The following is a 23,978-nucleotide window of genomic DNA, read 5'->3' as shown; positions in this document are numbered from 1 at the left end:
ACAGATATCTACCCGATATACTTTCTTTTATATCTACTACCAAGGTTAGTTAATACCTCATACCCGATAGTACCTATAATACTCGCTATTTTATTGGGCGTGCAATAATTTCCGATAATTTCCGCTTCCTGCCCTAGAAAAATCTCGGATGGTGGTAGATCGGTAACATCGATATTTATTAAATCCATCGATACTCGCCCTACTATAGGAACGCTGCGACTGTTAATAAATACTTCGCCTTGATTGCTAAAATTACGACTAAACCCATCAGCATAACCAAGCGGTAACGTTGCAATGACACTATCACGCTTAGTTGTAAAAGTCATATTATAACCGATATGGCTATCTAGTGTCAAATTCTGTAAGTGAATTATAGGAGCTTTTAAGGTTACGGGATTCTTTGTTAAGGGATTAAGACCATATAAGGCTGCCCCTGGTCTTGCTAAATCAAAATGGTAATCCTGTCCTAAAAATATGCCGCCGGAATTAGCAAGGCTTGCTTTGACGTTTGGGAAATATTGTAAATAAGCTTTAAATCTGTTTAATTGTTCTAGATTATAAGGATTATCTATTTCCTCGGATATAGCTAGATGGCTTATAATATATTGTAAATCTAGCCCTTTTAACAAATCACGATCATTAATGAGCTGCTCTATCTCATCAGAGCTTAAGCCAAGACGATTAATCCCCGTATTGAAATGTAAATAACAAGGCAATAATCGGTTTTTCAAATTACTAAATTTTTGCCAAATTTCTATTTGTTTTAAGTTATTTAGGACAGGTGTTAAATTATATTCTATCAGCTCTAAAGCATCATGTTCAAAAACGCCGTTAAGAACTAAAATATTAATATCTAATCCTAAAGCGTTGCGTAAATTCACTCCTTCTTCACTTGAGGCCACAAAAAAATGCCTACAATTTTCTTCTATTAAAGCTTTAGAAATTTGTATTGCTCCAAGACCGTAACCGTTAGCTTTAACGGCAGCACCGACTAATGAGGTTTTGCAAACATCTTGTAATAAAAGGTAATTATTTTTTATTGTAGATAGATTTATTTCTACAGTACACAAGCTCATAGTATATTTATTAACTTTTTACGATGATAGACAATACGGGTATTATATGAAATTTTGTAGATAAGTCACTTGTTTCTAGTATCCGTGATAAAAATATTGTCTAATAGACCTCTTGCATAACTTGCTTCTAAAGGTAATTTGTACGTCAATCCAGTATTCGCATCCTCACGTACTAAAGTGTACGCTGCGGTGCTGCGTTCCGTGTTTCCTACAAATTCCTCTTTATTAGCTTCGTTCTCCAAGAGGTCTATTATCGAATTTTTAGAACCGGCCGGCAGAAAGCACTGCATGAATTATAAAAACACTAACCGATAAAGCCGAATGTTCTTTTAAAAATCTCGCTGCTTTTACGATTGTTTCTCCACTATCTATAATATCATCAATTAATATGCAATTTTTGCCCTCTACACTACTTGTTATTGATATCAATCTCGTAATTATTATTTATATCCCTTTCTTTGTTTATATAAGCTGAATCTATATTTAGTAAATTACTAATTTTTTGAACTCGATTGATACTTCCTTTATCAGGTGTAACTATGACGAAATTGCTATAAGTGCTTAAAAACGGGATATATAAATTTATAGGTTCAAGATTAGAAACAGGAATATTAAAAAATTTCTCCATTTTATCGGAGTGTAAATCAATAGTAATTACATGGTTTACTCCGAGCTTCTCTAAGAAATCTGCTATTAACTTAGCAGGAATTATATTTTGAGAATTTATATTATCTTGCCTTGCATAACCAAAATAAGGCATTACTAAAATTATTCGATTTGTGCACCCGCTTTTTTTGCTGCATCTACTAGCAAAAACAACTCAATTAAGCGATCATTAACGGGTTTTGATGTGGATTGTACTATGATTATATCTTCATTATGAAACGATTTTTGAATTTCTACTTTTATTTCGGAATCATTGAAATAGGTAATTTTCGGCTCAATATATTTAATATTTAATGCTATAGCTTAGCTAAACGCGTTGCAAGTAACTTATTACTACTGCCTGCTAAGATTTGTATGTGAGTGATTTATGTTGTTTAACGCTATTAGCGAGCGGGCTTTGTTGCGTGGATATCTAATCGTCATTGCGAGCAGTCGTAGACTGCGTGGCAATCTCATGCAATAATAACACACTCCTGAGATTGCTTCGTCAATTGCTACGCAATTTCCTCGCAATGCCGACGAGGTGTCTACGCAACAATACCTCCTCACAATGACGATTTAAGATGACAGTGAAATAAGCTTAAGAACGACTTTCTAATTTTTGTATTAGTGCCTTAAAGCCTTGATTTTTTAAAGTATCGGTAAACTCGTCTTGTTGAGCTCCAATAAGACTTACACCTTCCGTAATTATATCAGAAACTTTAAAAACGTCTTTTCCGTTTCCTTTCATTTCACGTACAAGATATGCTACTTTAATAGGGTCTTGCTCTTTATTACTAATGATATTCATAGCAACCATAAAATCGGTTGAGCTTAAAGGACGAACTCCTACTATTTTAGGCTGTTTGCCTTTATAATCTTTTATTAAATCAGTATAAGATTTAGTAACATATTTAGAGTAAACTTTGATGAATTCCTGAACCTGCCCACCTGATAAAGTTTTTATCCCATTTCTGCCTAATGTATATTTAGCCATCCAATCAAAATCTAGGTTCTGAGACATTAACTCACGTGCTTTAGCAATTTTTACTCGCTCAGATAACTTACTATCGTTTAATATACTAGAAGCTTCATTTACTAAATTAGTAACGTAACTGTTCAAACCGGCAGGCACTTTTTCATTAGAATAAGCGTAAAAAGTCATAACTAATAAAAATAAACCTGTAATAATTTTTTGCATATAATCCTCTTTAATTTCATTAATTCTTGGGTTTAGGACATTTAAAATTTTCAGGATATTGAACCGATGCTTCACGAACACGATGTAATGCTGATCTAATAGCCACATAAGGATCGGTAGAATTCTTCATCACATAATCACTAAACGGTAATACAACATATCGATCGTTTATTTTACTAACTGCTAGTACTCCTAAGTCAAAATCATTATGAGTGTAGTACATTAATGGATTAAGAGCATAATTAGTAATTACCGAATCCGTCATATCTCTTGCGTTAGTACTACCGATTATCGGCAATACTAAATAAGGACCTGGGGCAACTCCATAATGTGCGAGGGTACTACCGAAAGTTTGACGATCAGACGGCAAACCTACTTTACCTGCCACGTCAAATAAACCGCCTATGCCAAGCGTCGTGTTAATGAGAAACCGCCAAACGCTTTTCATAGTTTTATCGTAATTTAACTGAAGCCCGTAATTTACCGCCGTAAGCGGTGTATCGACATTATTGACGAAACTATTAACGCGTGCTTTTACGTAATCATTCGTGATGTTCTTATAACCTATCGCTAAAGGACGCAATATTATATAATCTAACACAGAATTAAATACAAACACTTTACGGTTGAATTTTTCATATGGATCATAAACTTCTATGCAACCGTTTTCATTGCTTCCACCATTATAGTTATATATTTCATTATCCACATATTCAAGATCAGCTCTTATCAATAATGAACATAAAATAATGGATAATATAATTAATATTCTCATTGATTTATGCCGTTTTCTTACAAACAATAATACTATATTTATTGTTTTCCGCTAGTATTATTTCTTCCGAAGTTAATATAGTAAAATTATTTTTTTGTAAAAAATTATTTATTTCATTCAAGTTAAAAATAAATTCTTTGCGTTTTACTGAAAATTGTGTCTTCGTCGCATTCGGTAAACAAAGGGCAAAATACCCTTGTTTATTAAGAGATGAGTATATTAAATTAAAATATTCTATTAAATTGTTAGTAAACGATAATCCGCAAAAACTAAAAATAATATCAAATTTATTAGAGTTTTGTTTTAAAAATTCATCGATAGCAATATTATATATTTGATCGTAAATTTTAGTGTTCGGGTAATATGTTTCTTGTAACTTATTCATTAAAGCAGAAACTTCTACACCGGTTAAAGTAAAACGTTCCGGAAAACGTTTTTGTATTTCATAACCTACAAGCCCTATATTACTTCCAAGTTCCAAAATAGAGTAATTATCCGGTAAATCAGATATCTGCTTAAGTGCTTCATTAACAAACCTATACGGAAGATGGATATTTTTATCGTTATTAAAAATAGTAGGATAATATTGTGCAGTTAAATCACGATATTTTCCACAAATTTCTTGAGGTATTTCAGTAATATCCTTATAATTTTTCAAAAAATTTATAAATATAGGTTTATATTTTTCATTAGATTTTTCTAAATATTCTATAGCTTGCCTGTAATTATTTTTTAAAAAATAAACCCATCCGAGTTGAGAATATACTTTAGAATCATTAGGATTAAAAAATTTATCGACTAGTTTAAACCTAAGTAATGCATCATTTAAATTACCTCTATATAAATGATCGAGTCCAAGTTGATAATTAGTTTCGGTTAAATGAGAGAGTTTATATTTACAATCACTTATATAATTTTTAAATTCTAAAATTTTATTCTTAATAAAATTCGGTACATTTATTATAGTTAAGCAATAATGTTTGATTTTGTCTTTTATTTTACCGAGCATAGTTTAATTACTAAATTAATATTACATACTATAATAAAGCATATCTTGACAAATTTTTAAATAAAATAATAATTTTACTTGTGAATTAATGGTATTGAAGCTAGGATGTACATGTTATTACATCAGTAGGTAGCTCATGAACTCAATTAGCGGCACTTCATTTAGAAAAAACTTAAGCTCTGTACTAAATACCGTAGAAAACGATCATGTCCCTTATCTTATTAAAAGAAAGAATCATAAGAATATTATTCTTTTAACCGAAGAAGAATATGAATCTACAAAAGAAACATTATATTTATAATCTAATCTTGCTAATGCGAATCGAATAAAAAAATCTATCGAACAAGCAAAAAGAGGCGAGTTTGCTAAAGTTAATTTAGATGATTGAGATTGAGTGGACACTAGAAGCAGTGGAGGATTTAGCGTATTGGAAAAAATACGATATTAAAAAAATATGAACGTATTAAACTTCTAATAAAAAATATCCAAGAAGCACCGGTTACAGGTATAGGTAAGCCCGAACCTTTAAAACATATATTATCAGGTTTATGGTCACGTAGAATTAACCACGAACATAGACTAATATATTCTGTCAATACTAAACAAATTATAATATATAATTGTAGATTTCATTTAATACGGACTCAAATTATGTCAATTATTTCTACGAGGCTAAGTTCTATAAAACCGTCGCCGACCCTTGCAGTCGTTAAAAAAACTCTTGAACTTAAAAAAGCGGGAGTTGATATTATCACACTCGGTGCCGGTGAGCCTGATTTTGATACGCCTTACAATATTAAGGAAGCGGCGATTAAAGCGATTAAAGACGGCTTTACTAAATATACTAACGTTGAGGGTATGCCTCTTTTAAAGCAAGCAATAAAAGACAAATTCAAACGTGAAAATAATATAAATTACGAACTTGATGAAATAATAGTAAGCACCGGCGGTAAGCAAGTTATATATAATTTGTTTATGGCATCTTTAAACCAAGGGGATGAGGTAATTATTCCAGCACCCTATTGGGTTTCATATCCTGATATGGTTGCACTTAGCACAGGAACACCTGTTTTTGTAAATTGCGGAATTGAAAATAACTTTAAATTAAGTGCAGAAGCTTTAGAACGTTCAATTACGGATAAAACTAAGTGGCTTATTATTAACTCACCTAGTAATCCAACAGGTGCAAGCTATAATTTTGAAGAACTAGAAAATATTGCTAAAGTTTTAAGAAAATATTCACATGTAAACGTAATGTCCGATGATATTTACGAGCATATTACTTTTGATGATTTTAAATTTTATACATTAGCTCAAATAGCACCTGATTTAAAAAAGAGAATATTTACCGTAAACGGAGTATCTAAAGCTTATTCTATGACGGGTTGGCGTATAGGCTACGGTGCAGGCTCTAAAGCTTTGATTAAAGCAATGACTATTATTCAGTCGCAAAGTACTTCAAACCCTTGTTCAATAAGTCAAATGGCTGCTATTGAAGCATTAAACGGTCCTCAAGATTATATAAAGCCTAATGCTTTAAATTGTCAAAAAAAGCGTGATCTTGCTTTATCAATTTTGAAAAGAGTAAAATATTTTGAATGCTATAAGCCGGAAGGGGCGTTTTACTTATTTGTTAAATGCGATAAAATATTTGGGCATAAAACTAAATCAGGAACAATTATTGCAAATAGTAATGATTTTGCCGAATATTTACTTGAAGAAGCAAAAGTTGCCGTAGTACCTGGTATCGCTTTCGGCTTAGAGGGATATTTTAGAATCTCTTATGCTACTTCTATGGAAGAGCTAGAAAAAGCTTGTATTAGAATTGAGAGAACAATCGATGTCATTCCTGCTTAAGGCTTTGCATGGATACCAAATCATCATTGCGAGCAGCCATAGGCTGCATGACAATCTCGTCAAATATCCTGAGATTGCTTCGTCACTTACTTCGTAATTTCCTCGCAATGACGGAAAAGTTAAAAAGCCCCCTAAACCAACAAAAAAATAATGCGGAAAGTTTTTAAAAAATTTTTAAAAAATAATAAATACGTACTTAGTATAATTACTATTTTACTATATTGGTATTTGCGTTTTGTTTACTTTACTTCAAAGCAGAAATTTATATTTTACGATAACGGCAATAAGGAAAAATTCCTAAACGAACAAGGGGTAATCTTTGCATTTTGGCATAATATGCTTGCCTTAAGTCCGTCTATGTTTATAGGACATAGAAATATCTATGCTTTAATATCACCGCATTTAGACGGAAAAATTTTAAACGATCTAGTAGGAAAATTCGGTTGCAGAGTGATAGTAGGTTCTACTAATAAAAATCCAATTGGAGCTTTACGTAATATTATAGGTAAGTTATCTCAAGGTGCAAATATAATAGTCACGCCGGACGGTCCTAAAGGACCGGTATATAAAGTAAATAGCAGTATTACCGAAATTGCCTATAGATATAACACAAAACTTATTACGATAGTCAGCTCCACTTCTAGATGTTTCAGATTAAAAAGTTGGGATAAATTAATAATACCCCTACCGTTTGGTACCATTAAAATCATAGTTGGCTCGCCTTTAGAACTCACAAATGATAAAATACAAAACCATATAAGCCTTGAAAAACAATTAGCAAGCTTAACAGAAAGTTTAAAGAAATGATGTTATTATATTATGCTTTAAGCTTTATATTATTACCTGTCTATTTTATCATAATTCTTATACGTTTATTAATAGGTAAAGAAGATATAAGACGCATCCAAGAGCGTTTTGCTATTGGCAAACACAGACAAGACTATTCATTAGACTTCATGCAAACGTCCGCTAATAAAGAGGAATTTAAAGGAGACACTTCACTGCGAACCACAGCGTATACACTAATACGTGAGGATGAAGGGTTAGGATCGACGTATAAATTACCTTTAGAAGCAAGTTATGCACGAAAGCTGATATGGATTAATGCAGCAAGCATTGGCGAGTCTATGGTAGCTTTAACATTAATACATAATATAAGTAAACGCTACCCTGACGTTCGTTTTCTAGTAACTTCTTGGACTAACAGCTCCGCTAAAATATTAACTGCCAAATTACCTAAAATAGCAGTTCACCAATTTTTACCGATAGATAATATTATTTTTACTCGAAAATTTTTAAGAAATTGGCAACCTGATTTAGGCATTTTTATAGAATCGGAATTATGGCCGTGTACTATTAATGAGGGAGCAAAGCAGTGTAAATTACTACTAGTTAATGCTCGTATTTCTGATAAATCGTTTAAAGCTTGGCTACAAAGAAAAAGCTTTTTTCAGCTTATTCTCAAAAATTGCAGTAAAATTATCGTACAAAGCGAACGTGACTTACAAAAATTCAATGAACTTGGCGTATCAGATGCAGTGAATTTAGGCAATATTAAATTTGCCAACGAAAAACTTCCGGTTAATCAAGAAGAGTTATCAAAATTAAGCTTACATTTAGACAATAAGCGAGTCGTGCTATTTTCCAGCACTCACCCTGAAGATGAAGAGGTGATTTTGCCTATAATCAAAAACCTAAAAGAGCAGTTTTTAGACTGCTATATTATCTTAATTCCAAGACATCCTGAGCGAGTTAAATCAATTATCGATAATTGTAAGTCACATAATTTATCCGCTACCGCTAAGTCGCAAAATGATTTACCTGTTTTAAGCGATGATCTTTATATAGTTGATAGGTTCGGCGAAATGGGACTATTTTTTTCTGTAGCTACAATTTCTTTTATCGGCGGTTCTTTTAAACAAGGCGGGCATAATATTTTAGAAGCAGCATATTTCTCTAATTGTATTATATTCGGTCCCGATATGAGCAAAAACACCGATATCGCTAAAGGCATACTGCAAAATGAAGCAGCTATCCAAATCAAAAACGGTGAAGATTTACTAACTAAACTAACATATCTACTCAGGTCTAATAATGCTCTAGAACTTACAGCTTACCGCGAAAATGCTTTAAAATTTATTAAGGACAACCAAAAAGTCCTAGATGAATATTTAAAAGTAATTACGAAGTTTCTTTGATAGACTAAAAACTCTTATTCTCCTAAAAGCTCTATAGTAAATTCAGGATCTACGTGACTGATTTCTATACTTCCGTTAATTTTCTAGTACTTTCTTATTCAAATACCTATAATACCCACTACTTATAGGCAAAGAACATAATTCACCTTTATAAACGATTAAGGGCCGGATACCATTGGTTATGAAAAATTATAGGTGGGTTTGGCAACGATAACTTATTTAATTTTCCGTCTCTACCGTAATGTATCTTTAAAAAAGCAGGATCTGCTTTAGGCATGTTTGCCCCATCAGAATATTTTAAAATTAGCGAAATATCAAAAGTTTCTCCTGTATCTTCTGTAGTATCAGAGACAATCTCATGCTTCTAAATTCTTTAATCTTAACTATACGCTTGTTATTTAATCTTAATGTTAAGGAAGCTTCAATTGTCTCTTCCAACATAATACCGCACTTATAACCGTTTTCGGTTTTAAATTCTTTTTGAACAACTTTACGCTTAGTAGGTTCAGAAAATATAAATTTTTCCTTACCGGTGCTATTAAAAATTACTTCCTGGACCGACGACTTCTATTGTACCGATTGTCACTTTATAAGCGTTTGAAAGGGTTTTAGCTCCAATCTTTGCACTATCTACCAGTTTTTTTCCTTATATTTTAGCCTTTTCTCTTTTAGAGGTAGGAGTATTAGGGGGAGTTTGCTCTAAAGGATCTACACGATTAGTTGTCATCGACTGAATGGGAGTACTCGTATTACCTCGAGACGAAGGATGCTTTGTTATATAAGTTATTTTACTTTCGGCATCAGTACCTAGTACTGCTATTTGTCCACTTCCTATCTTATAGGCGTTTTCTATAATTTTACTTCCTGTGACGGTAACTTTTACTGCCCCTTCTACTGCTTTATAACATGCATAACCGGCACATACTATAATAACTTCAAGCAATTCGGCATCATTATCACTATAATTAGCTTGTCTCCTACGATGCTCTTCGGCAGCATAAATTTGTGCAGCATATTCCTCTTTTGTCCTTGACATAAAATGCTCTTCATTTAAACTAAAAATAACAATTAATGTAAGATTTTCTATGATTAAGTCAATATAAATCTTTTATTATAAAGTAAAAAACCGAAAATTATTTATTAATAGATAGTTGATTGTAGTTAGAAAGTATTATAAATACGAGTTTAGAATAAGCACTTATCCTAAATTCGCCTTTGTTTGCTTTGAAAAGGTGTGAGTGAGTATTCACGAGTTTTTTACTGTCACCTAGTTCAATTGACCACGGGAAGGTATTATTGCGTGGATAGAAAAACGTATTCGGTGTCATACCGTGGTTTGACCACGGTATTCATAAAAATAACTAGTATTAGGTGTTTTTATATTTTTACTGGATCCCGCGATCAAGTCGCGGGATGACAGGATAGAATTGTGTCTGCACAACAACGCATGCTTGCAATGACGATTTGGTATCCACGCGGGAATGACATTGAAGCTATGAAACAAGCCCATTAACCTTGCGTAATTGCAGCTACTTCATCGGCAAAGTTTTTTTCTTCGTGTTCTATACCTTCACCAAGTTCGTATCTAATAAATTTGGCAATTTTAATTTCTGCACCGAGTTCTTTTTCAGCATTTTTAATTACTTCCGCAACGGTAAGTTTAGGTTCAAATAAGAAATTTTGCTGAAGTAATACAACTTCCGAGAAGAATTTACGTATTCTACCTTCTACCATTTTTGCTATAATATTATCAGGCTTTCCTTCTTCTTTAGATTTTTCAAAAAATACTTTTCTCTCACGCTCTACGAGTGCTTGATCCAAGCTTGAATCATCTATACTTTGCGGGTTATTTCCTGCTACATGAACAGCAATTTGTTTAGCTAAAGCTTCTAGTTTTGCTTTATCTTTTGCGTTAGACACAAGACCTACTAATACGGAAATTTTTCCTAAATTCGGTACAACTTCATTATGCACGTACGAACCGATTGCTCCTTCAGATATCTCTAATACATCCATACGACGTAATGTTAAATTTTCACCGATTGTAGCGATATTTTCTATAACTTCTTCTTCAACTGATTTACCGCTTTGCATTTTAAATGTTTTTAGCGTGTCTATAGTTTTTGCAATTACTGCAAGATTTGCAATCTCCTTAACTAGATCCTGAAACTGCTCATTTCTAGCAACAAAATCCGTTTCGGAATTTACTTCAATTACCACTCCGGTAAGCCCATCAACTTTTGCAGCAGTTAAACCTTCAGAAGCAATGCGTCCGGCTTTCTTTGCAGCAGCAGCTAAACCTTTCTTACGAAGAAAATCAATAGCTTCTTCAAAATTACCACTGGTTTCTATTAATGCTTTTTTGCAATCCATCATACCTGCACCGGTTTTTTCTCTTAATTCTTTAACTGCTACAGCACTTATATTTATTTCACTCATACCTTACTTTCTCCTTAATTATTATAATTTGGCTTGGGTTGTAGCTCGAAGAACGACCCCGGTGTCACCCCGTGGCTTGCTCCTAGGGTCTATAAAAACAATTTAAAATACTAATATTAATAATATTAGTATTTTTAAGCTGGATCCCGGGATCAAGTCGCGGGATGACAATGGGAAATCCAATCCATGCAACAACACTTATGCATTATCAGAATTTTTATTTTCATCGGCATCATTTAATACTTGCTCAAATTCTGTATTTGTCTCTTCATCAATATTTTTCGTTTTAGAGAATTTTTTAGCTTGTTTTAATTTAGAAACATTTTTAGAAGTTAACCCCTTATCTGTATGCTCTTGCATAGCACCCATATCAACTCCTGAAGCTTTCATTGATTCTTCAAGTCCTTGTAATGCCGCATCTGCAAATAAACTACAATAAAGTCTTATTGATCTTATAGAATCATCATTACCCGGAATCGGATAATCTACATTATCAGGATTAGAATTAGTATCAACTACTGCAACTATAGGAACATTAAGCTTTACCGCTTCATTAATTGCGATATGCTCTTTATTAGTGTCAATAACTACTAGAAGATCAGGTTTAGAATTAAGATTTCTAATACCGGCAAGAGATAGAAGTAATTTATCTTTCTTACGGCTCATATCGAGTATCTCTTTCTTAGTATAACCCATAAGTGCTTCTTCGTTTTCTAAGGTTTTGTCTAACTTATTTAGCTTTTCTATTGAACCCGCAATAGTTTTCCAGTTAGTTAGCATACCACCAAGCCATCTATGATTTACGTAATACTGCCCGCATTTTTCGGCATATTCCGCTATAATATCGCTTGCCTGTATTTTAGTACTTACAAATAATATTTTACCGTCTTTTTTTACAGTTTCATATATTGCATTCAAAGCAACGTTCATTAAAGCGACACTTTGTCTTAAATCGATTATATGAACATCATCACGTTTACCATATATATAAGATGCCATTTTAGGATTCCAGCGTGAGGTCTTGTGACCGAAATGCACGCCCGCATCTAATAATGCTTTAATGTTAACAGATGGTATTTTTGACATTTTTAAATTCTCCTAATTGTTAGTTTATACCTCCGTAAGATGTCCATTCTAATGAACTAACATATATCTTACGTGTGAATTTTTTGCTTAAGTTTTGGATAATCGTCATTGCGAGCAGCCGTAGACTGCGTGACAAGCTCATCAAATATCCTGTGAGATTGCTTCGATTACATAATTTCCTCGCAATGATGACTTACAAGCCCATAAATTATATACGCATATTGCGTAATTTACAAGCTTTTATTCTTTTCGCCAAATAGTAGTACCATCAGGTTGATCTTCTAGAATTATTTTTTCCTCTAATAACTGGTTACGAATTTGATCGGCTAATAACCAATTTTTGTGTTTTTTTGCTTCCAAACGCTTATTTACAAGCTCATTTATATAGAGTTCATCCACACCGCTATTAAACCACTCGTGTGGACTCTTATTCATTAAACCAATAAAATTAGCACAAGTAATAATAGCAGAAGCGTTAAGCTGCCTTTCTTCTTCAGTTTTAGAAATAAAAACACCTTTAGCGTAGTCATTAATGATTTTAACGGCAAGCGGCGTATTCATATCATCAAGTAAGCTTTGCATGAAATCATGAGGTAAATCTATTTTCTGCACATTAATATTTTCTATAGCTCTATACCAATAATCTAAAGTTTTCTTAGCATCTTCTATAGCTTTATCATTATAATCAAGAGGACGCCTATAGTGACTACTTAATAAAAATAACCTTACTACTTCTCCTTGAATTTGTTTATCCATTAAATCCCTTACAGTAATAAAATTACCAAGAGATTTACTCATTTTCTCACCGTTAACCGTTAGAAACCCATTATGTACCCAATATTTAGCATAGGTAGAACTTGGAAAAGCACATCTACTTTGAGCAATCTCATTGGTATGATGCGGAAAGATTAAATCTGCTCCGCCGCCGTGAATATCAAAATTCTCACCTAAATATTTGTAGCTCATGGCTGAACATTCAATATGCCATCCAGGGCGACCAAGTCCCCAGGGGCTTTCAAAATTCATATTTGCCGATTCATTTTGCTTTGCCGGTTTCCATAATACAAAATCTTGTGGATTTTTTTTGGTTTTACTATTTTCTACATGCACTCCCTCAAACATTTCTTCTAAATTTCGGTTAGATAATTCCGTATAATTTGGCGCTGATAAAACATCAAAATAAACATGATTATCAGCAATATATGCGTGATCTTTTGCTATTAAGCGTTCTATTATTGCGATCATTACATCAATATGCTTTGTAGCTTTCGGCTCAATACTAGGTAGCATACAACCTAAATATGCCATATTTTTATGAAACTCTTTCGTAACTTTATCAGTCAATTCATCAATAGTAACACCAAGTAGTGCAGCTCTATCGATAATTTTATCGTCAACATCCGTAATGTTACGTACATATTTTACTGCCTTCTCACCGAATATTTTTATAACTATACGATAAAGTAAATCATATACTACTCCCGACCTACTATTGCCTATATGAGGATTATAATAAACAGTCGGTCCACATACATACATTTTTACGTTATCTTGATCTTGAGGATTAAAAACCTCTTTAGTACGACTAAGAGTGTTATATAAGCGAAATTGAATTTGCATATTTTATATTTACCAAAAACTGAAGTACATTTCTTTCAAAATTAGTATTACATACTCCTTTTGAAAAAAGTTTAAAATTCGGAGTATACATTCACTTGTGATATATTAAACACATTTTGGCTAAAAAATTCATTGGTTAACAAAAATTAGTAATTAATAGTTCACATAAGTTAACAAAAATTATATTATTCGCCTCGTTTGTATTGAAAAAATAATAACTAATCGAGGTTTGAATGAATTTACAAAATTCCCACTCAAAAAAATATGTTTTAACATTTTTCATGTCAACATGTTTGTTGACTAGTAGCTTTTTAAGTACAAGTGCTAGAGCAGCAAGCTTTAAAGATTTAGTTAGTAAAACCCCGGCATGGGCAAAGCACAATTCAACACAGCAACAAAATATTTGGAAAGATTTGACTCCAACTGAAAAAATCAAAAAATGGCAAGAAGCAGCTTTAGTTCCTAGTTTTACTCAAGCACAAAATGATCTAGGCATAAAGTATAAGGAAACAGATTTATCAAGTTTTTTAGATAATACTAGACATAAAGCAAGACAAGCAAGAGCTGAAATTTTATTATACATCGAAAGAATAAAACAACAGGATTTTGATACAAAAAAACAAGCATATATTAATCAAGGTGTAGTTCCTACAGATATAGAAGCAGCAACAAATCTTGGAATAAGTTATGACCCTAGCAAAATAGACCATAATGTAGAACACGATCAAAAGGTACGTCGTGCAGAAAAAGACAAAAAGGCAGTAATCGAACTATATATCAGCTCAATAAACAGAGATATTAAATACAAACATTATGTTGATAATGATATTATCCCTGAAATGCAAGAAGTAAGGACTGCTCTTAACATGAATAAAGATGATGCACAATCTTTTGTTGCTTCAATAAGAACTGAAATTATGGAAAACGCAAAGGGACAATATATAGCCGATAGCCATATTCCTACAGAAAAAGAGTTAAAAAAGAAGTTTGGTATATCTCGTGATGATAATAGAGACGGCTATATTAAGTCAATAAGACTTAAAGTTATGGAAAACGCAAAGGGACAATATATAGCCGATAGCCATATTCCTACAGAAAAAGAGCTAGAACAGAAATTTGGTGCTGATAAAGGTGAGGCAACAAATTATATCGCATCAATAGCAACTCAGATGATGCTTGGTAAAAAATCGTACTATATAGATAATAATATTATCCCTAACACTGACGAATTAATGAATGAATTTAATATAGGACCAGTAAAAGCAACTTCTTATATAAACCAAATAAGAGCCGGAATAGAAGCAAAGCAGTTTCTAAACAACAATGATACTACTAAACCATCTACCGGACACTCTCAAAAAAAGAGCGGAAGCAAAAACGACCATTGGTATATGTCAAATCAAAGTATAAATGATACAGGAACATCTTCACGGATTTTCACAGGTAGAGAAAAGAAACAACGATATTTTTTTGATCCTATAAGTACTTTTAAAACTCACTTTAATACTAAAGCAAGTAAGGGTAATTTAACGCAGTCTCAACACACTATAAAGAGAATAATACAACAAGAAGAAAATATTGCAGAATTTAAAAATCTTATTAAAACAGATCCTATAGCAGCATTAACTCTTCAAGTAGGTAGTAGTTATAAACAAGAAGCAGTAACGACTATCTTAAGTGATTTTAATGATAATACTATTCAAAGGGTATTATTTAGCAATGATAAGGGACAATTAGATTTCAAGACCAATATTGACGTTAAAAATAGACCTATTTTACAAGAATTATTAGAAAATAGTTCTTCTGAAGAAAAAACTAAATTTGCTGAAAGAATTCAAGACTATGCAACACGAAATATATCTCATAGTCAATTTGAAGAAAAGGCACGATTAGATCTTATCAAACTAGCAGCAAGTAAAGATAAGCGTTCAGTAGAAAACTTTTTAACTCTGCAATTAGAGTTAAAAAACAGAATGCAACCCTATATTGTAAACAGCGCCTATATTTTAACACCAGAAATAGTAAAAGAAATAAATATAGAACTAAAAAATAAAGGGCTAATAAGAGATAGTTTAACTAAAGACTATATGATTAAACTAGCCAAAGAAGTAAATAACCACACATTAAATTCAGTAATTAAAGTAATATTATCTGATAGTAACATACTCAGCAATGAAACCAATAAAATTTTAGGGTTAGCAGTAGGTAATAATGCAAATAATTTAGAACAAACACAAAGCGGCATTCCGAATCCACCTCCTCTACCGCTAAATGGGGATATTCCAAATCCACCTCCTCTACCGCTAAACGGGGATATTCCAAATCCACCTCCTCTACCGCTAAACGGGGATATTCCAAATCCACCTCCTCTACCGCTAAACGGAAGCATGCCACCACCACCGCCCTTACATTCTCAAGGCTTTAGTAGCAACTCTAAACATTTTGATTTAAATCAGTTACAAACAGAATATCCTCACATACATTCGTTATATATTCAGTTTACTCACAATACTACTGTTCAATCAAAAGCACCACTTCAACCTACAGCTTCTAGTGCAACCAGCACAGGCAGAAGCACGCCAGAGACAGCTTATGCCAAACTATATGCAGAATATAGAACTGAGACAGGAGGTACAAAAGCTAATGATTTACAAGATCAGCTTATAAAAAGACAAGCTGATCTTACAAATGTTATACGTCAAATATTAACAGAATCATACGCCAACCAAGGAGCTGACGAGAAAACTCTTGTAAATTTATTTAGCATTTCAACCCCTGAAATCGCAGAAAAAGCTAAAGAAGCTTTTAACACCCTTGCTCAAGACCAGTATATAAAAGATATAACCGTAAATGGTAAGAAAACAATAACAAGCGAAGAGATAATTAAAAATCTTTTCAATGAAGACACTGATGATGCAGTAAAACGTATTTTATTATCGTCATGTAAAATATCTGAAGAATTAAAGAGACCTATTAAACTTGAATTCAATAAATCAGCATTGATTAGAGAGTTACAGGGCAAACAAAATCCGTTTGAACAATTAGAATTTGCCTATATTAATGCAAAAAACTTCGATCAAGATATATTTAGCAATAGAGTCGACGAGTTAATTAACAACCCTAATATATTAACTATAGTACAACAAGCTAATTTTTTAATAACAGAAGATACAAACTTAAGAAAAACAATTAATTCTGATCAAGCACAGGCTAAACTTGATGATTTAAGAACAGCTATTTTAAACACAATAAAATTTGAAGAATTAATTACAACAAATTTACCTCAACATGATTTTATTGCTATAGTAAAGGAAAAAGACCCCGCATTATTACAAGAGTTTTTAAAAGCTACTACTCTCAAACTAACAGGTAATAATAATTTAGATCAATTAAGATTAGCTTTGCCTTCATTTGCAGACATGAGCAATGAACAAATAAGAATTCTTGCTAATAAATTAAAGATGCCTATAATATTAAAAGCTATTCAAGAGTTAAAAGCTATTCAAGAGTGCTCGCAAGAAAAAGCTAAACAACACATCCATACCGAAAACATGCCACCACCACCACCACCACCGCCACTGCCTAATGCACACGATTTGAAATTAGCTTATCTAACAAGTTTAGGGATTACTAAATTCAATGCAAATACATCTACTTTTAAAACAACTCCAAAAACTTATCACTTTAGCTCCGATATAGCTTTAAGATATAAAGAATTTACTTTATCAGGACAAAAATCAGCAGGATATAAAGCAAAATACTCCGATGCCGATTTATTGCAAAAAGCTATAGTGGAATCAGTAGCATTTGAGCATTCAAAAAATTTATCTAAAGCTTATCAAAATAATAAGTATTTTGAACAAATCCAAGAAGCAGTCGACACTATGCACCCTCGCTTTATAGGTCCTAGAACTGAAATAGGACAAAACATACATAATATTTATACTTCTAAACTTTTGGAATTAACAAAAGATAAAGAATTTATTAAATATGTTAAAGATAATATTATACTTAGCAAAAAATTAACGGAGGTGTTTACTTCCGCTGACTCTGATTTTATAGGTCCTAGAACTGAAATAGGACAAAAAATACATGATATTTATATACAGCAATTGACAAAATATCCAGAGGAAGCGGTAAAAGAGGCATTTAATACTGCTCACCCTGATTTTATAGGTCCTAGAACTGAAATAGGGCAAGAAGTACATAATATTTATAAATCTCAACTTTTAGAGTTAGCAAAAGATAAAGAATTGTTTCTATTTGTTCAACAAGTACTAGTAGATTCTGCTGAACTAGAACAAAAATATGGTAGTGATATTCAATCAGAAAATAGTAACGATGAAAAGAAAGTAGGGCGTTTAGATAAGACAAAATTACGATTATTCCAACAAGAAAACGAAGCTACAAATGACGAATCCTCAACAAAGGATGATACACAACCTGAAGATAGCAATAAAAAGTCAGAGCAATCTGATTCAAAAACCGCTTTATCACCGAGATTATTGAGTTCTAACGATAGCAAAAATGATAAATCATCAGATTACAAAAAATCACTTCTAGCATTAAGATCTAGTGATGAAGACGATCAAGGGTATGCAACTGGGTATACAACTGATGAAGAAGAATTAGAAGAAAGCAATAGCACCACTGGCGAAGAATTAAAAAAAGATATATCAGATTACAAAAAATCACTTCTAGCATTAAGATCTAGTGATGAAGACGATCAAGGGTATGCAACTGATGAAGAAGAATTAGAAGAAGGCAATAGCACCACTGGCGAAGAATTAAAAAAAGATATAGTTTTAGAAAGCGAAGATGAAGCTATCGATGTATCATTCAAAACTGAAGCAATTACAGAACAAGATAAGGTGACACAGAGACAACAGGTCTCTGATGATACTAGTGGGAAAGTAGCAATATTAGTTCAGGCGACTTCAACTCTTCACAAACCTGTTCACTATAATATAAATGATAGATTAACGGTTGCTGCAATAGGGGCCGGTGATGAAGAAACTAGTATAAACAGAGGGGTATGGATTAGCGGCTTATACGGCATCAACAAACAAAGCATTTGGAAGAATATTCCAAAATATCAAAATCGTACAACCGGCATAACCATCGGGGCTGATGCTGAATTCATCAATAGTCATGATGTTATAGGAATAGCTTATAGCCGTTTGGCATCCCAAATTAAATATAATAAAAAACTAGGGAAAACAGCAGTTAACGGTCATCTTTTAAGCATTTACAGTCTAAAAGAACTAATTAAAGGTTTCTCATTGCAGACTATAACATCTTACGGTCATAATTATATTAAGAATAGATCTAAAAATATTAATAATATAATTGGAAAATATCAAAACAATAATTTAAGTGTTCAAACTTTATTAAATTATAAATATCGTACAAAATACGATTTACATTTTATTCCTAATATCGGTTTTCAATATGATTATTCAAGAGCTAGCAACTATAAAGAGTATAATGTAGATATAGAAAATCTCATGATTCAAAAGAAATCAAATCAATTATTTGAAAGTAGCCTTGGCGGTAAAATAGTGTTTAAGCCTATAGTGACCACAAACAATATAGTATTAACACCAAGTTTGTATGGTAATATTGAGCATCACTTCAATAATAAAAATACAAAAGTTAATGCAAAAGCGACTTTTAAAGGACAAACATTACAAGAAACAATTATTACACTAAAACAACCTAAGCTTGGATATAATATCGGTAGTAATATACTTATGAGTAGAAAAAATATCAATGTTCTACTTGAGTATAATTATTATACGCATAGAAAGTATCAAAGCCATCAAGGACTTATGAAACTAAAAGTCAATTTGTAAATCACCAATAGAAAATTTAAATAAGGATAAGCTTTTCCTAAGAGCTTATCCTTGCTTAATGAATAAACTTATTAAACCAAACTCCTGCATAGAATACTGGAGTACTAAGTATAGTAAAAAATAGTTTAAATGAATAGCTATTAAGTACAAGATGCCCTAATTGGTCAAAAGGAAAAATATTAAATAAGCTCATAATCCCAATTACAATAAAAGTATCGATAAATAAAGAAATTGCCGTACTAAAATTATTTCTGATCCATAAATAAATATTAATATAAACAAGTTGAGCTATATAACAGGCAAAAGTTGATACTAAAAAAGATATTAGTAGCTTCCAATTTATCCATGAGACTTATTATTAAAACTACTATTATATTAAAAATAATAGCAAGCTTTACACAAAAATTGGCTCTTTCTTTATCGTAAAACTCAGCTATTAAATCCGTTAATAAAAAAGTTAACGGGTAAAAAATTGCTCCTATAGATAATTCAAGAATATAAAAATTAAAAATATTAAGGTAAACAAATTTTTGCTATATTAAGTTTCCTACTATAATAAGGACTGTAAAAAACGTACATAAAATGATATAAATTTTTTCTTTTATATTAAATTCTATAGACATTTCTAAAATTATTTTAGGTACAAAAACATTGCTGTACTCTAATAATATATATTGGGAGTTCTGAAAACTATACTAAATTCTCTGATGTCATGCCATTGATCCATAGGTGTTGTTACATGACTCCTGTTATGTCATTCCCGCAAAAGCAGGAATCTAGTACTTTTATCTGTCACCCCATGGTCAAGCAACAGGGTGACACAGTGGACTTGACCGATCCACGCAACAACACCAACAAAGGTAGACAATGACAAGTATGAGAGATATTACTAAGATAAAACTGTAACTATTTAGCTATAGGTAAACTATTTTCTGCTTGATTTTCTTCAATTTCATTAATCTTAGAAACTAAATCAGATTTCTTTTTTGAGGAAAGGTTAGCAAGTACTATTGCATTTATTAAAAATAATGTTGTAAGTATTATAGTGCTTTTAGTAAGAAAATTACCGACTGTTTTAGCACTGACTACTCCCATATTATTACCGCCGCTTATACTACTAATTCCATCCGATCCGCTACGCTGCATCAGAATAACTATAATTAGCAATATTGCAATAGTAATATGTACAAAAAGAAGAATGTCTATCATATAATAAAATAATCGTTACCGTATTTTAAATGTAAATCATACATTAGTTTTATATTATTTGCAACTTAGCTTTATAAAATAAACATAATACTATAATAGTATCTGACAGAAACTAGACTAAAATCAGCATATGAATTTTTCAAGAAAGGTTAAAAACTCACCAAGCTTAGGATGTGTGGTGGTGCTACTAGGGGGAATCGAACCCCCGACCTCTTCATTACCAATGAAGTGCTCTACCCCTGAGCTATAGTAGCAAGATTATTTCAAACCCTTTTTGCCACATATTTGTCATTAAATCAAGAAAAATTTTGGACATTCGTTTACTCTTTACAAAAAAGCTCTTATTCGATCTCTTAATTCGCTCCACTTATATGTACCCCATCATAAGATGCTAATGTAGTTTCATTAGCATGCATCCCAAATTCTTGCTGTAAATAATCACTTAAAATCTTTAGTGTTTTTTCTTTGGTTTGGCATGCTAATATAATTTTATTATCTTGTACTAACTTGTGTAATTTGGGTATCTCTTCTGCAGTAACAAGCCTCATTGCCAAACAACCATTTTCTTCTTATTGTAGAAGGTCAGCCGTTACACTCGTAGTAACTCTATGATATGTACCGAATAAGTCTAGATCTATCCTTGAAATTGCTTCGTCACTAGTTACTTCTTTACAAGTTCTGGAATGATTGATGTATCCTCAGAGATACTGGCAAAGACTAATCCCTTTGCAGTTATTTTATGTTCACAAACATCGCCATAGTAATAACTCTTAGGTTTAAAGACTACAATTTTGTTATTAAATTCAACTAGGTTTGCAGGTTTTGTAATTTTTTTCATATTTTATCTAAACTTCTATTTTTGTAAAAAGATAAGGCAATCAATGCAAAAATACAGCTTAATATGACATAATAAACTGCTGAGGTTACATGCCCTGTTTTGTGTACTAAATATTCAAAGACAAGAGGCGTAGTACCACCAAAAATACTTGTAGCAGTGTTATATGAAATAGAGAGAGCAGTGTTACGTATATTTGTAGGATACAATTCTGCTTGTAATGCCGGTTCAGGACCGATATAGCTAGCAGCAAGTATAGCAAGTATCAATTGTGAGATAATTACACTTGTGAAGCCCCCATTCTCAAAATTATTAAGTAAAAATGGCGTTGTTACAATAATTATTATCAGATTAATTACAAAAATTTTCCTGCGACCTATAATATCGGATAGATAACCGCTTAATAAAGTTACGACTATCATAATCACGTAACACACGCTAGCAAGGCTATTTACCTCATTTTCAGTAAAGTTGCGGCTGATTTTTAAAAACGATACCAAGTAAATTGTAGTTAGATAGAATATTATCGAACCGGGAGCATTGATAAAAATCGAGATTAATATATCAAACCAATAATTGGTAATGACTTTTTTTAACGGTGATTGCAAAATCTTTTTCTGCTCTCTTAGATTTTTAAAATTCGGTGTTTCGTGTGTATTTTTTTTAATATAAAATGCTGCAAAAAGAATAAAAAAACCAAGTAAAAAAGGTATTCTCCAGCCAAAACTATCAAATTGTGAAGCTGTTAGGATATTCTTAACGATATAAGAAACAAAAGAACCAAGCAATAAACCGGCGCATATACTAGACATTGAAATACTACCGGTGAAGCCTTGGTGTTTATGGCTAGTATGCTCAATAACAAAGGAAATAGAGCCGGTCAAAACTCCCCCCATTGATAATCCTTGTAGAATTCGTACACAAATCATTAATATAGTCGCAGTTATACCGATAGTATGGTAAGTTGGTAATATTCCTATTAATACGGTTGGGGCAGACATACAAAATAACGCACTAGTTAAGGCTACTTTGCGTCCAAATCTATCACCGATAACACCAAAAAATATGCCGCCCAACGGTCTTGCCAAATAACCTATAGCAAATACTAAAAAAACTTGCAGTAAAGAAGTATTAGCATCATCATTTGGAAAAAATTTTGTTCCTATTATGGGTGCAAAATAACCGAATAATACATAATCATACCATTCAAAAATGTTAGCGATACCGCTTGAAAATACTAGTTTACTGCAATTCATGTTTTCTATTCATAGCTTTTTTTTCGGAATATATTATAAACAAGGTGGTAGGAATTATTATTACTGCTCCATGAAGTGTGCTTGTATCAGGAAATTCGTTAAATATGAAATATGCCGCTATTACCGAAATCACCAGCTCTAAATATCTATAAGGAGCGGTAGCGGTTGCATCTACCATGGAAAAAGCTTTAAGCAGGAAGAATAATATTAAGCTTCCGCTACTACCGAGTACAAACAATAAAGCTAATTCAAAACTACTAGGAGTTAGCCAATACTGCAATGCTACAGGTAACGACACTATAGCAGTTACTATTGCCGAATAAAATAGCATGCTAATCATCGATTCTTTTATTACGAATTTTTTATTAATAATATCAAGCATAGCAAATGAAATAGCGGCTAATACAAAATACAAAATTTCTGGGTTAAAATCCTCGGCATGCGGTTTAAGCGTAATAACAAGTCCTATAAATCCTACTACGGTAACTACCCATCTTGGCCAAATAATATTTTCGTTCAGAAAAAATACGGCAAGTATTAAAGTAAATAAAGGAATAGAAAAACTTACGACTGTTGCAGTAGTAACGGGAGCTATGGTAAGACCGTAAGTCCAAGAAGTCATACCGAAAAATAATAATAACCCTCTTAATATATGTACAAAAGGACGACTTGTTTTTAAAGTATTTTTACCATAATAAACAACAAAAGGTAGTAAAACTATGCTACTGAAAAAGAAGCGGAAAAAAGCTACTTCAAAGCTATGTAAACGAGTCCCAAGATATTTAGATATTACATCATTGGCACTACTACTTACTAAACTAAGTAAAAACCAACCTATACCGGTTAAATATGTTTTTAATGCATCATTCATTAATATGCTCCAATAATTTCTATAATTTTACTTAAATGTCTTGACT

The 23,978-nt window shown here is 32.2% G+C and carries 22 protein-coding genes, 1 tRNA gene and 2 pseudogenes; 6 read left to right on the top strand and 19 right to left on the bottom strand.

Annotation, left to right across the window (positions count from 1 at the left end; translation table 11 throughout):
- Positions 1–8 precede the first annotated feature (8 nt).
- The 8 genes from BTU51_RS00745 to BTU51_RS00720 all read right to left on the bottom strand — a co-directional run bounded on the left by BTU51_RS00745 (position 9) and on the right by BTU51_RS00720 (position 4,706).
- Positions 9–1,076 (bottom strand): alanine racemase, encoded by a 1,068-nt coding sequence (locus BTU51_RS00745; RefSeq protein ID WP_012150351.1) that lies wholly within the window; start codon positions 1,074–1,076, stop codon positions 9–11.
- A 65-nt stretch (positions 1,077–1,141) separates the two neighbouring features.
- Positions 1,142–1,366: a palindromic element RPE1 domain-containing protein gene (locus tag BTU51_RS07705; protein ID WP_012150350.1), complete on the bottom strand. Its 225-nt coding sequence runs from the start codon at positions 1,364–1,366 to the stop codon at positions 1,142–1,144.
- Positions 1,338–1,505 (bottom strand): phosphoribosyltransferase family protein, encoded by a 168-nt coding sequence (locus BTU51_RS07700; protein ID WP_012150349.1) that lies wholly within the window; start codon positions 1,503–1,505, stop codon positions 1,338–1,340. Before BTU51_RS07700 ends, BTU51_RS07705 begins: the two co-directional genes overlap by 29 nt.
- Positions 1,486–1,836: a ribose-phosphate pyrophosphokinase-like domain-containing protein gene (locus tag BTU51_RS07695; RefSeq protein WP_012150348.1), complete on the bottom strand. Its 351-nt coding sequence runs from the start codon at positions 1,834–1,836 to the stop codon at positions 1,486–1,488. The genes BTU51_RS07700 and BTU51_RS07695 overlap by 20 nt, the downstream gene beginning before the upstream one ends.
- 8 nt (positions 1,837–1,844) lie before the next feature.
- A complete protein-coding gene (locus tag BTU51_RS07690; protein WP_230453790.1) occupies positions 1,845–1,985 on the bottom strand; it encodes a ribose-phosphate pyrophosphokinase-like domain-containing protein in 141 nt (46 codons plus the stop codon).
- Between the two features lie 337 nt (positions 1,986–2,322).
- The gene (locus BTU51_RS00730; protein WP_012150347.1) at positions 2,323–2,922 is read right to left on the bottom strand and encodes an MlaC/ttg2D family ABC transporter substrate-binding protein; all 600 of its coding nucleotides are present in this window, start codon (positions 2,920–2,922) and stop codon (positions 2,323–2,325) included.
- A 19-nt stretch (positions 2,923–2,941) separates the two neighbouring features.
- Positions 2,942–3,697 carry an MlaA family lipoprotein gene (locus BTU51_RS00725; RefSeq protein ID WP_012150346.1) on the bottom strand — a complete coding sequence of 252 codons (756 nt, stop codon included), beginning with the start codon at positions 3,695–3,697 and terminating at the stop codon, positions 2,942–2,944.
- Between the two features lie 4 nt (positions 3,698–3,701).
- Positions 3,702–4,706 carry a methyltransferase domain-containing protein gene (locus BTU51_RS00720; protein ID WP_012150345.1) on the bottom strand — a complete coding sequence of 335 codons (1,005 nt, stop codon included), beginning with the start codon at positions 4,704–4,706 and terminating at the stop codon, positions 3,702–3,704.
- A gap of 136 nt (positions 4,707–4,842) precedes the next feature.
- On the opposite strand from BTU51_RS00720, the gene BTU51_RS00715 reads away from it, so the two are divergent.
- The 5 genes and pseudogenes from BTU51_RS00715 to waaA all read left to right on the top strand — a co-directional run bounded on the left by BTU51_RS00715 (position 4,843) and on the right by waaA (position 8,761).
- Positions 4,843–5,007 (top strand): type II toxin-antitoxin system Phd/YefM family antitoxin, encoded by a 165-nt coding sequence (locus BTU51_RS00715; RefSeq protein WP_012150344.1) that lies wholly within the window; start codon positions 4,843–4,845, stop codon positions 5,005–5,007.
- 79 nt (positions 5,008–5,086) lie between these two features.
- Positions 5,087–5,339, top strand: a pseudogene (locus tag BTU51_RS10235) (Txe/YoeB family addiction module toxin); the annotation flags it as partial.
- An 18-nt stretch (positions 5,340–5,357) separates the two neighbouring features.
- A complete protein-coding gene (locus tag BTU51_RS00705; RefSeq protein WP_012150343.1) occupies positions 5,358–6,563 on the top strand; it encodes a pyridoxal phosphate-dependent aminotransferase in 1,206 nt (401 codons plus the stop codon).
- A 150-nt stretch (positions 6,564–6,713) separates the two neighbouring features.
- Positions 6,714–7,370 carry a lysophospholipid acyltransferase family protein gene (locus BTU51_RS00700; protein ID WP_012150342.1) on the top strand — a complete coding sequence of 219 codons (657 nt, stop codon included), beginning with the start codon at positions 6,714–6,716 and terminating at the stop codon, positions 7,368–7,370.
- Positions 7,367–8,761, top strand: a complete 1,395-nt coding sequence (waaA, locus tag BTU51_RS00695) for a lipid IV(A) 3-deoxy-D-manno-octulosonic acid transferase (RefSeq protein ID WP_012262208.1) — start codon at positions 7,367–7,369, stop codon at positions 8,759–8,761. Before BTU51_RS00700 ends, waaA begins: the two co-directional genes overlap by 4 nt.
- Positions 8,762–8,909: 148 nt before the next feature.
- Here the strand turns inward: waaA and BTU51_RS09765 are convergent, their stop codons facing one another.
- The 5 genes from BTU51_RS09765 to cysS form a co-directional block, all read right to left on the bottom strand.
- Positions 8,910–9,038, bottom strand: coding sequence for a hypothetical protein (locus BTU51_RS09765; RefSeq protein WP_012150340.1), 129 nt, complete (start codon positions 9,036–9,038; stop codon positions 8,910–8,912).
- Between the two features lie 369 nt (positions 9,039–9,407).
- Entirely contained in the window at positions 9,408–9,797 is a 390-nt protein-coding gene (locus BTU51_RS00685) for a hypothetical protein (RefSeq protein ID WP_012150339.1), read from the bottom strand.
- Between the two features lie 473 nt (positions 9,798–10,270).
- Positions 10,271–11,200, bottom strand: coding sequence for a translation elongation factor Ts (tsf, locus tag BTU51_RS00680; protein WP_012150338.1), 930 nt, complete (start codon positions 11,198–11,200; stop codon positions 10,271–10,273).
- A 198-nt stretch (positions 11,201–11,398) separates the two neighbouring features.
- Positions 11,399–12,286 (bottom strand): 30S ribosomal protein S2, encoded by an 888-nt coding sequence (gene rpsB, locus BTU51_RS00675; RefSeq protein ID WP_012150337.1) that lies wholly within the window; start codon positions 12,284–12,286, stop codon positions 11,399–11,401.
- A 240-nt stretch (positions 12,287–12,526) separates the two neighbouring features.
- A complete protein-coding gene (gene cysS, locus BTU51_RS00670; protein WP_012150336.1) occupies positions 12,527–13,906 on the bottom strand; it encodes a cysteine--tRNA ligase in 1,380 nt (459 codons plus the stop codon).
- A 233-nt stretch (positions 13,907–14,139) separates the two neighbouring features.
- Here cysS and BTU51_RS00665 point away from each other — a divergent pair, with 233 nt between their 5' ends.
- Complete coding sequence (locus BTU51_RS00665) at positions 14,140–19,761, top strand: autotransporter domain-containing protein (RefSeq protein WP_012262205.1); 5,622 nt, start codon at positions 14,140–14,142, stop codon at positions 19,759–19,761.
- 45 nt (positions 19,762–19,806) lie between these two features.
- On the opposite strand, the pseudogene BTU51_RS00660 reads toward BTU51_RS00665, so the two are convergent.
- The 6 genes and pseudogenes from BTU51_RS00660 to BTU51_RS00635 all read right to left on the bottom strand — a co-directional run bounded on the left by BTU51_RS00660 (position 19,807) and on the right by BTU51_RS00635 (position 23,932).
- A pseudogene (locus BTU51_RS00660) lies at positions 19,807–20,384 on the bottom strand (VUT family protein).
- A gap of 283 nt (positions 20,385–20,667) precedes the next feature.
- Positions 20,668–20,970, bottom strand: a complete 303-nt coding sequence (gene secG / locus BTU51_RS00655; protein WP_004996773.1) for a preprotein translocase subunit SecG — start codon at positions 20,968–20,970, stop codon at positions 20,668–20,670.
- 179 nt (positions 20,971–21,149) lie between these two features.
- Positions 21,150–21,224 (bottom strand) — tRNA-Thr (locus tag BTU51_RS00650).
- 99 nt (positions 21,225–21,323) lie between these two features.
- On the bottom strand, positions 21,324–21,524 hold the full coding sequence (locus BTU51_RS00645; protein ID WP_012150334.1) for a hypothetical protein: 201 nt from the start codon (positions 21,522–21,524) through the stop codon (positions 21,324–21,326).
- 280 nt (positions 21,525–21,804) lie between these two features.
- A complete protein-coding gene (locus BTU51_RS00640) occupies positions 21,805–23,061 on the bottom strand; it encodes an MFS transporter (protein ID WP_012150332.1) in 1,257 nt (418 codons plus the stop codon).
- A complete protein-coding gene (locus tag BTU51_RS00635) occupies positions 23,048–23,932 on the bottom strand; it encodes a DMT family transporter (protein WP_012150331.1) in 885 nt (294 codons plus the stop codon). Before BTU51_RS00635 ends, BTU51_RS00640 begins: the two co-directional genes overlap by 14 nt.
- Between the last annotated feature and the right edge of the window lie 46 nt (positions 23,933–23,978).

The organism is Rickettsia rickettsii (genome assembly GCF_001951015.1).
Taxonomy (GTDB): Bacteria; Pseudomonadota; Alphaproteobacteria; order Rickettsiales; family Rickettsiaceae; genus Rickettsia; species Rickettsia rickettsii.
This window is presented reverse-complemented; position numbering and strand designations above follow the sequence as displayed.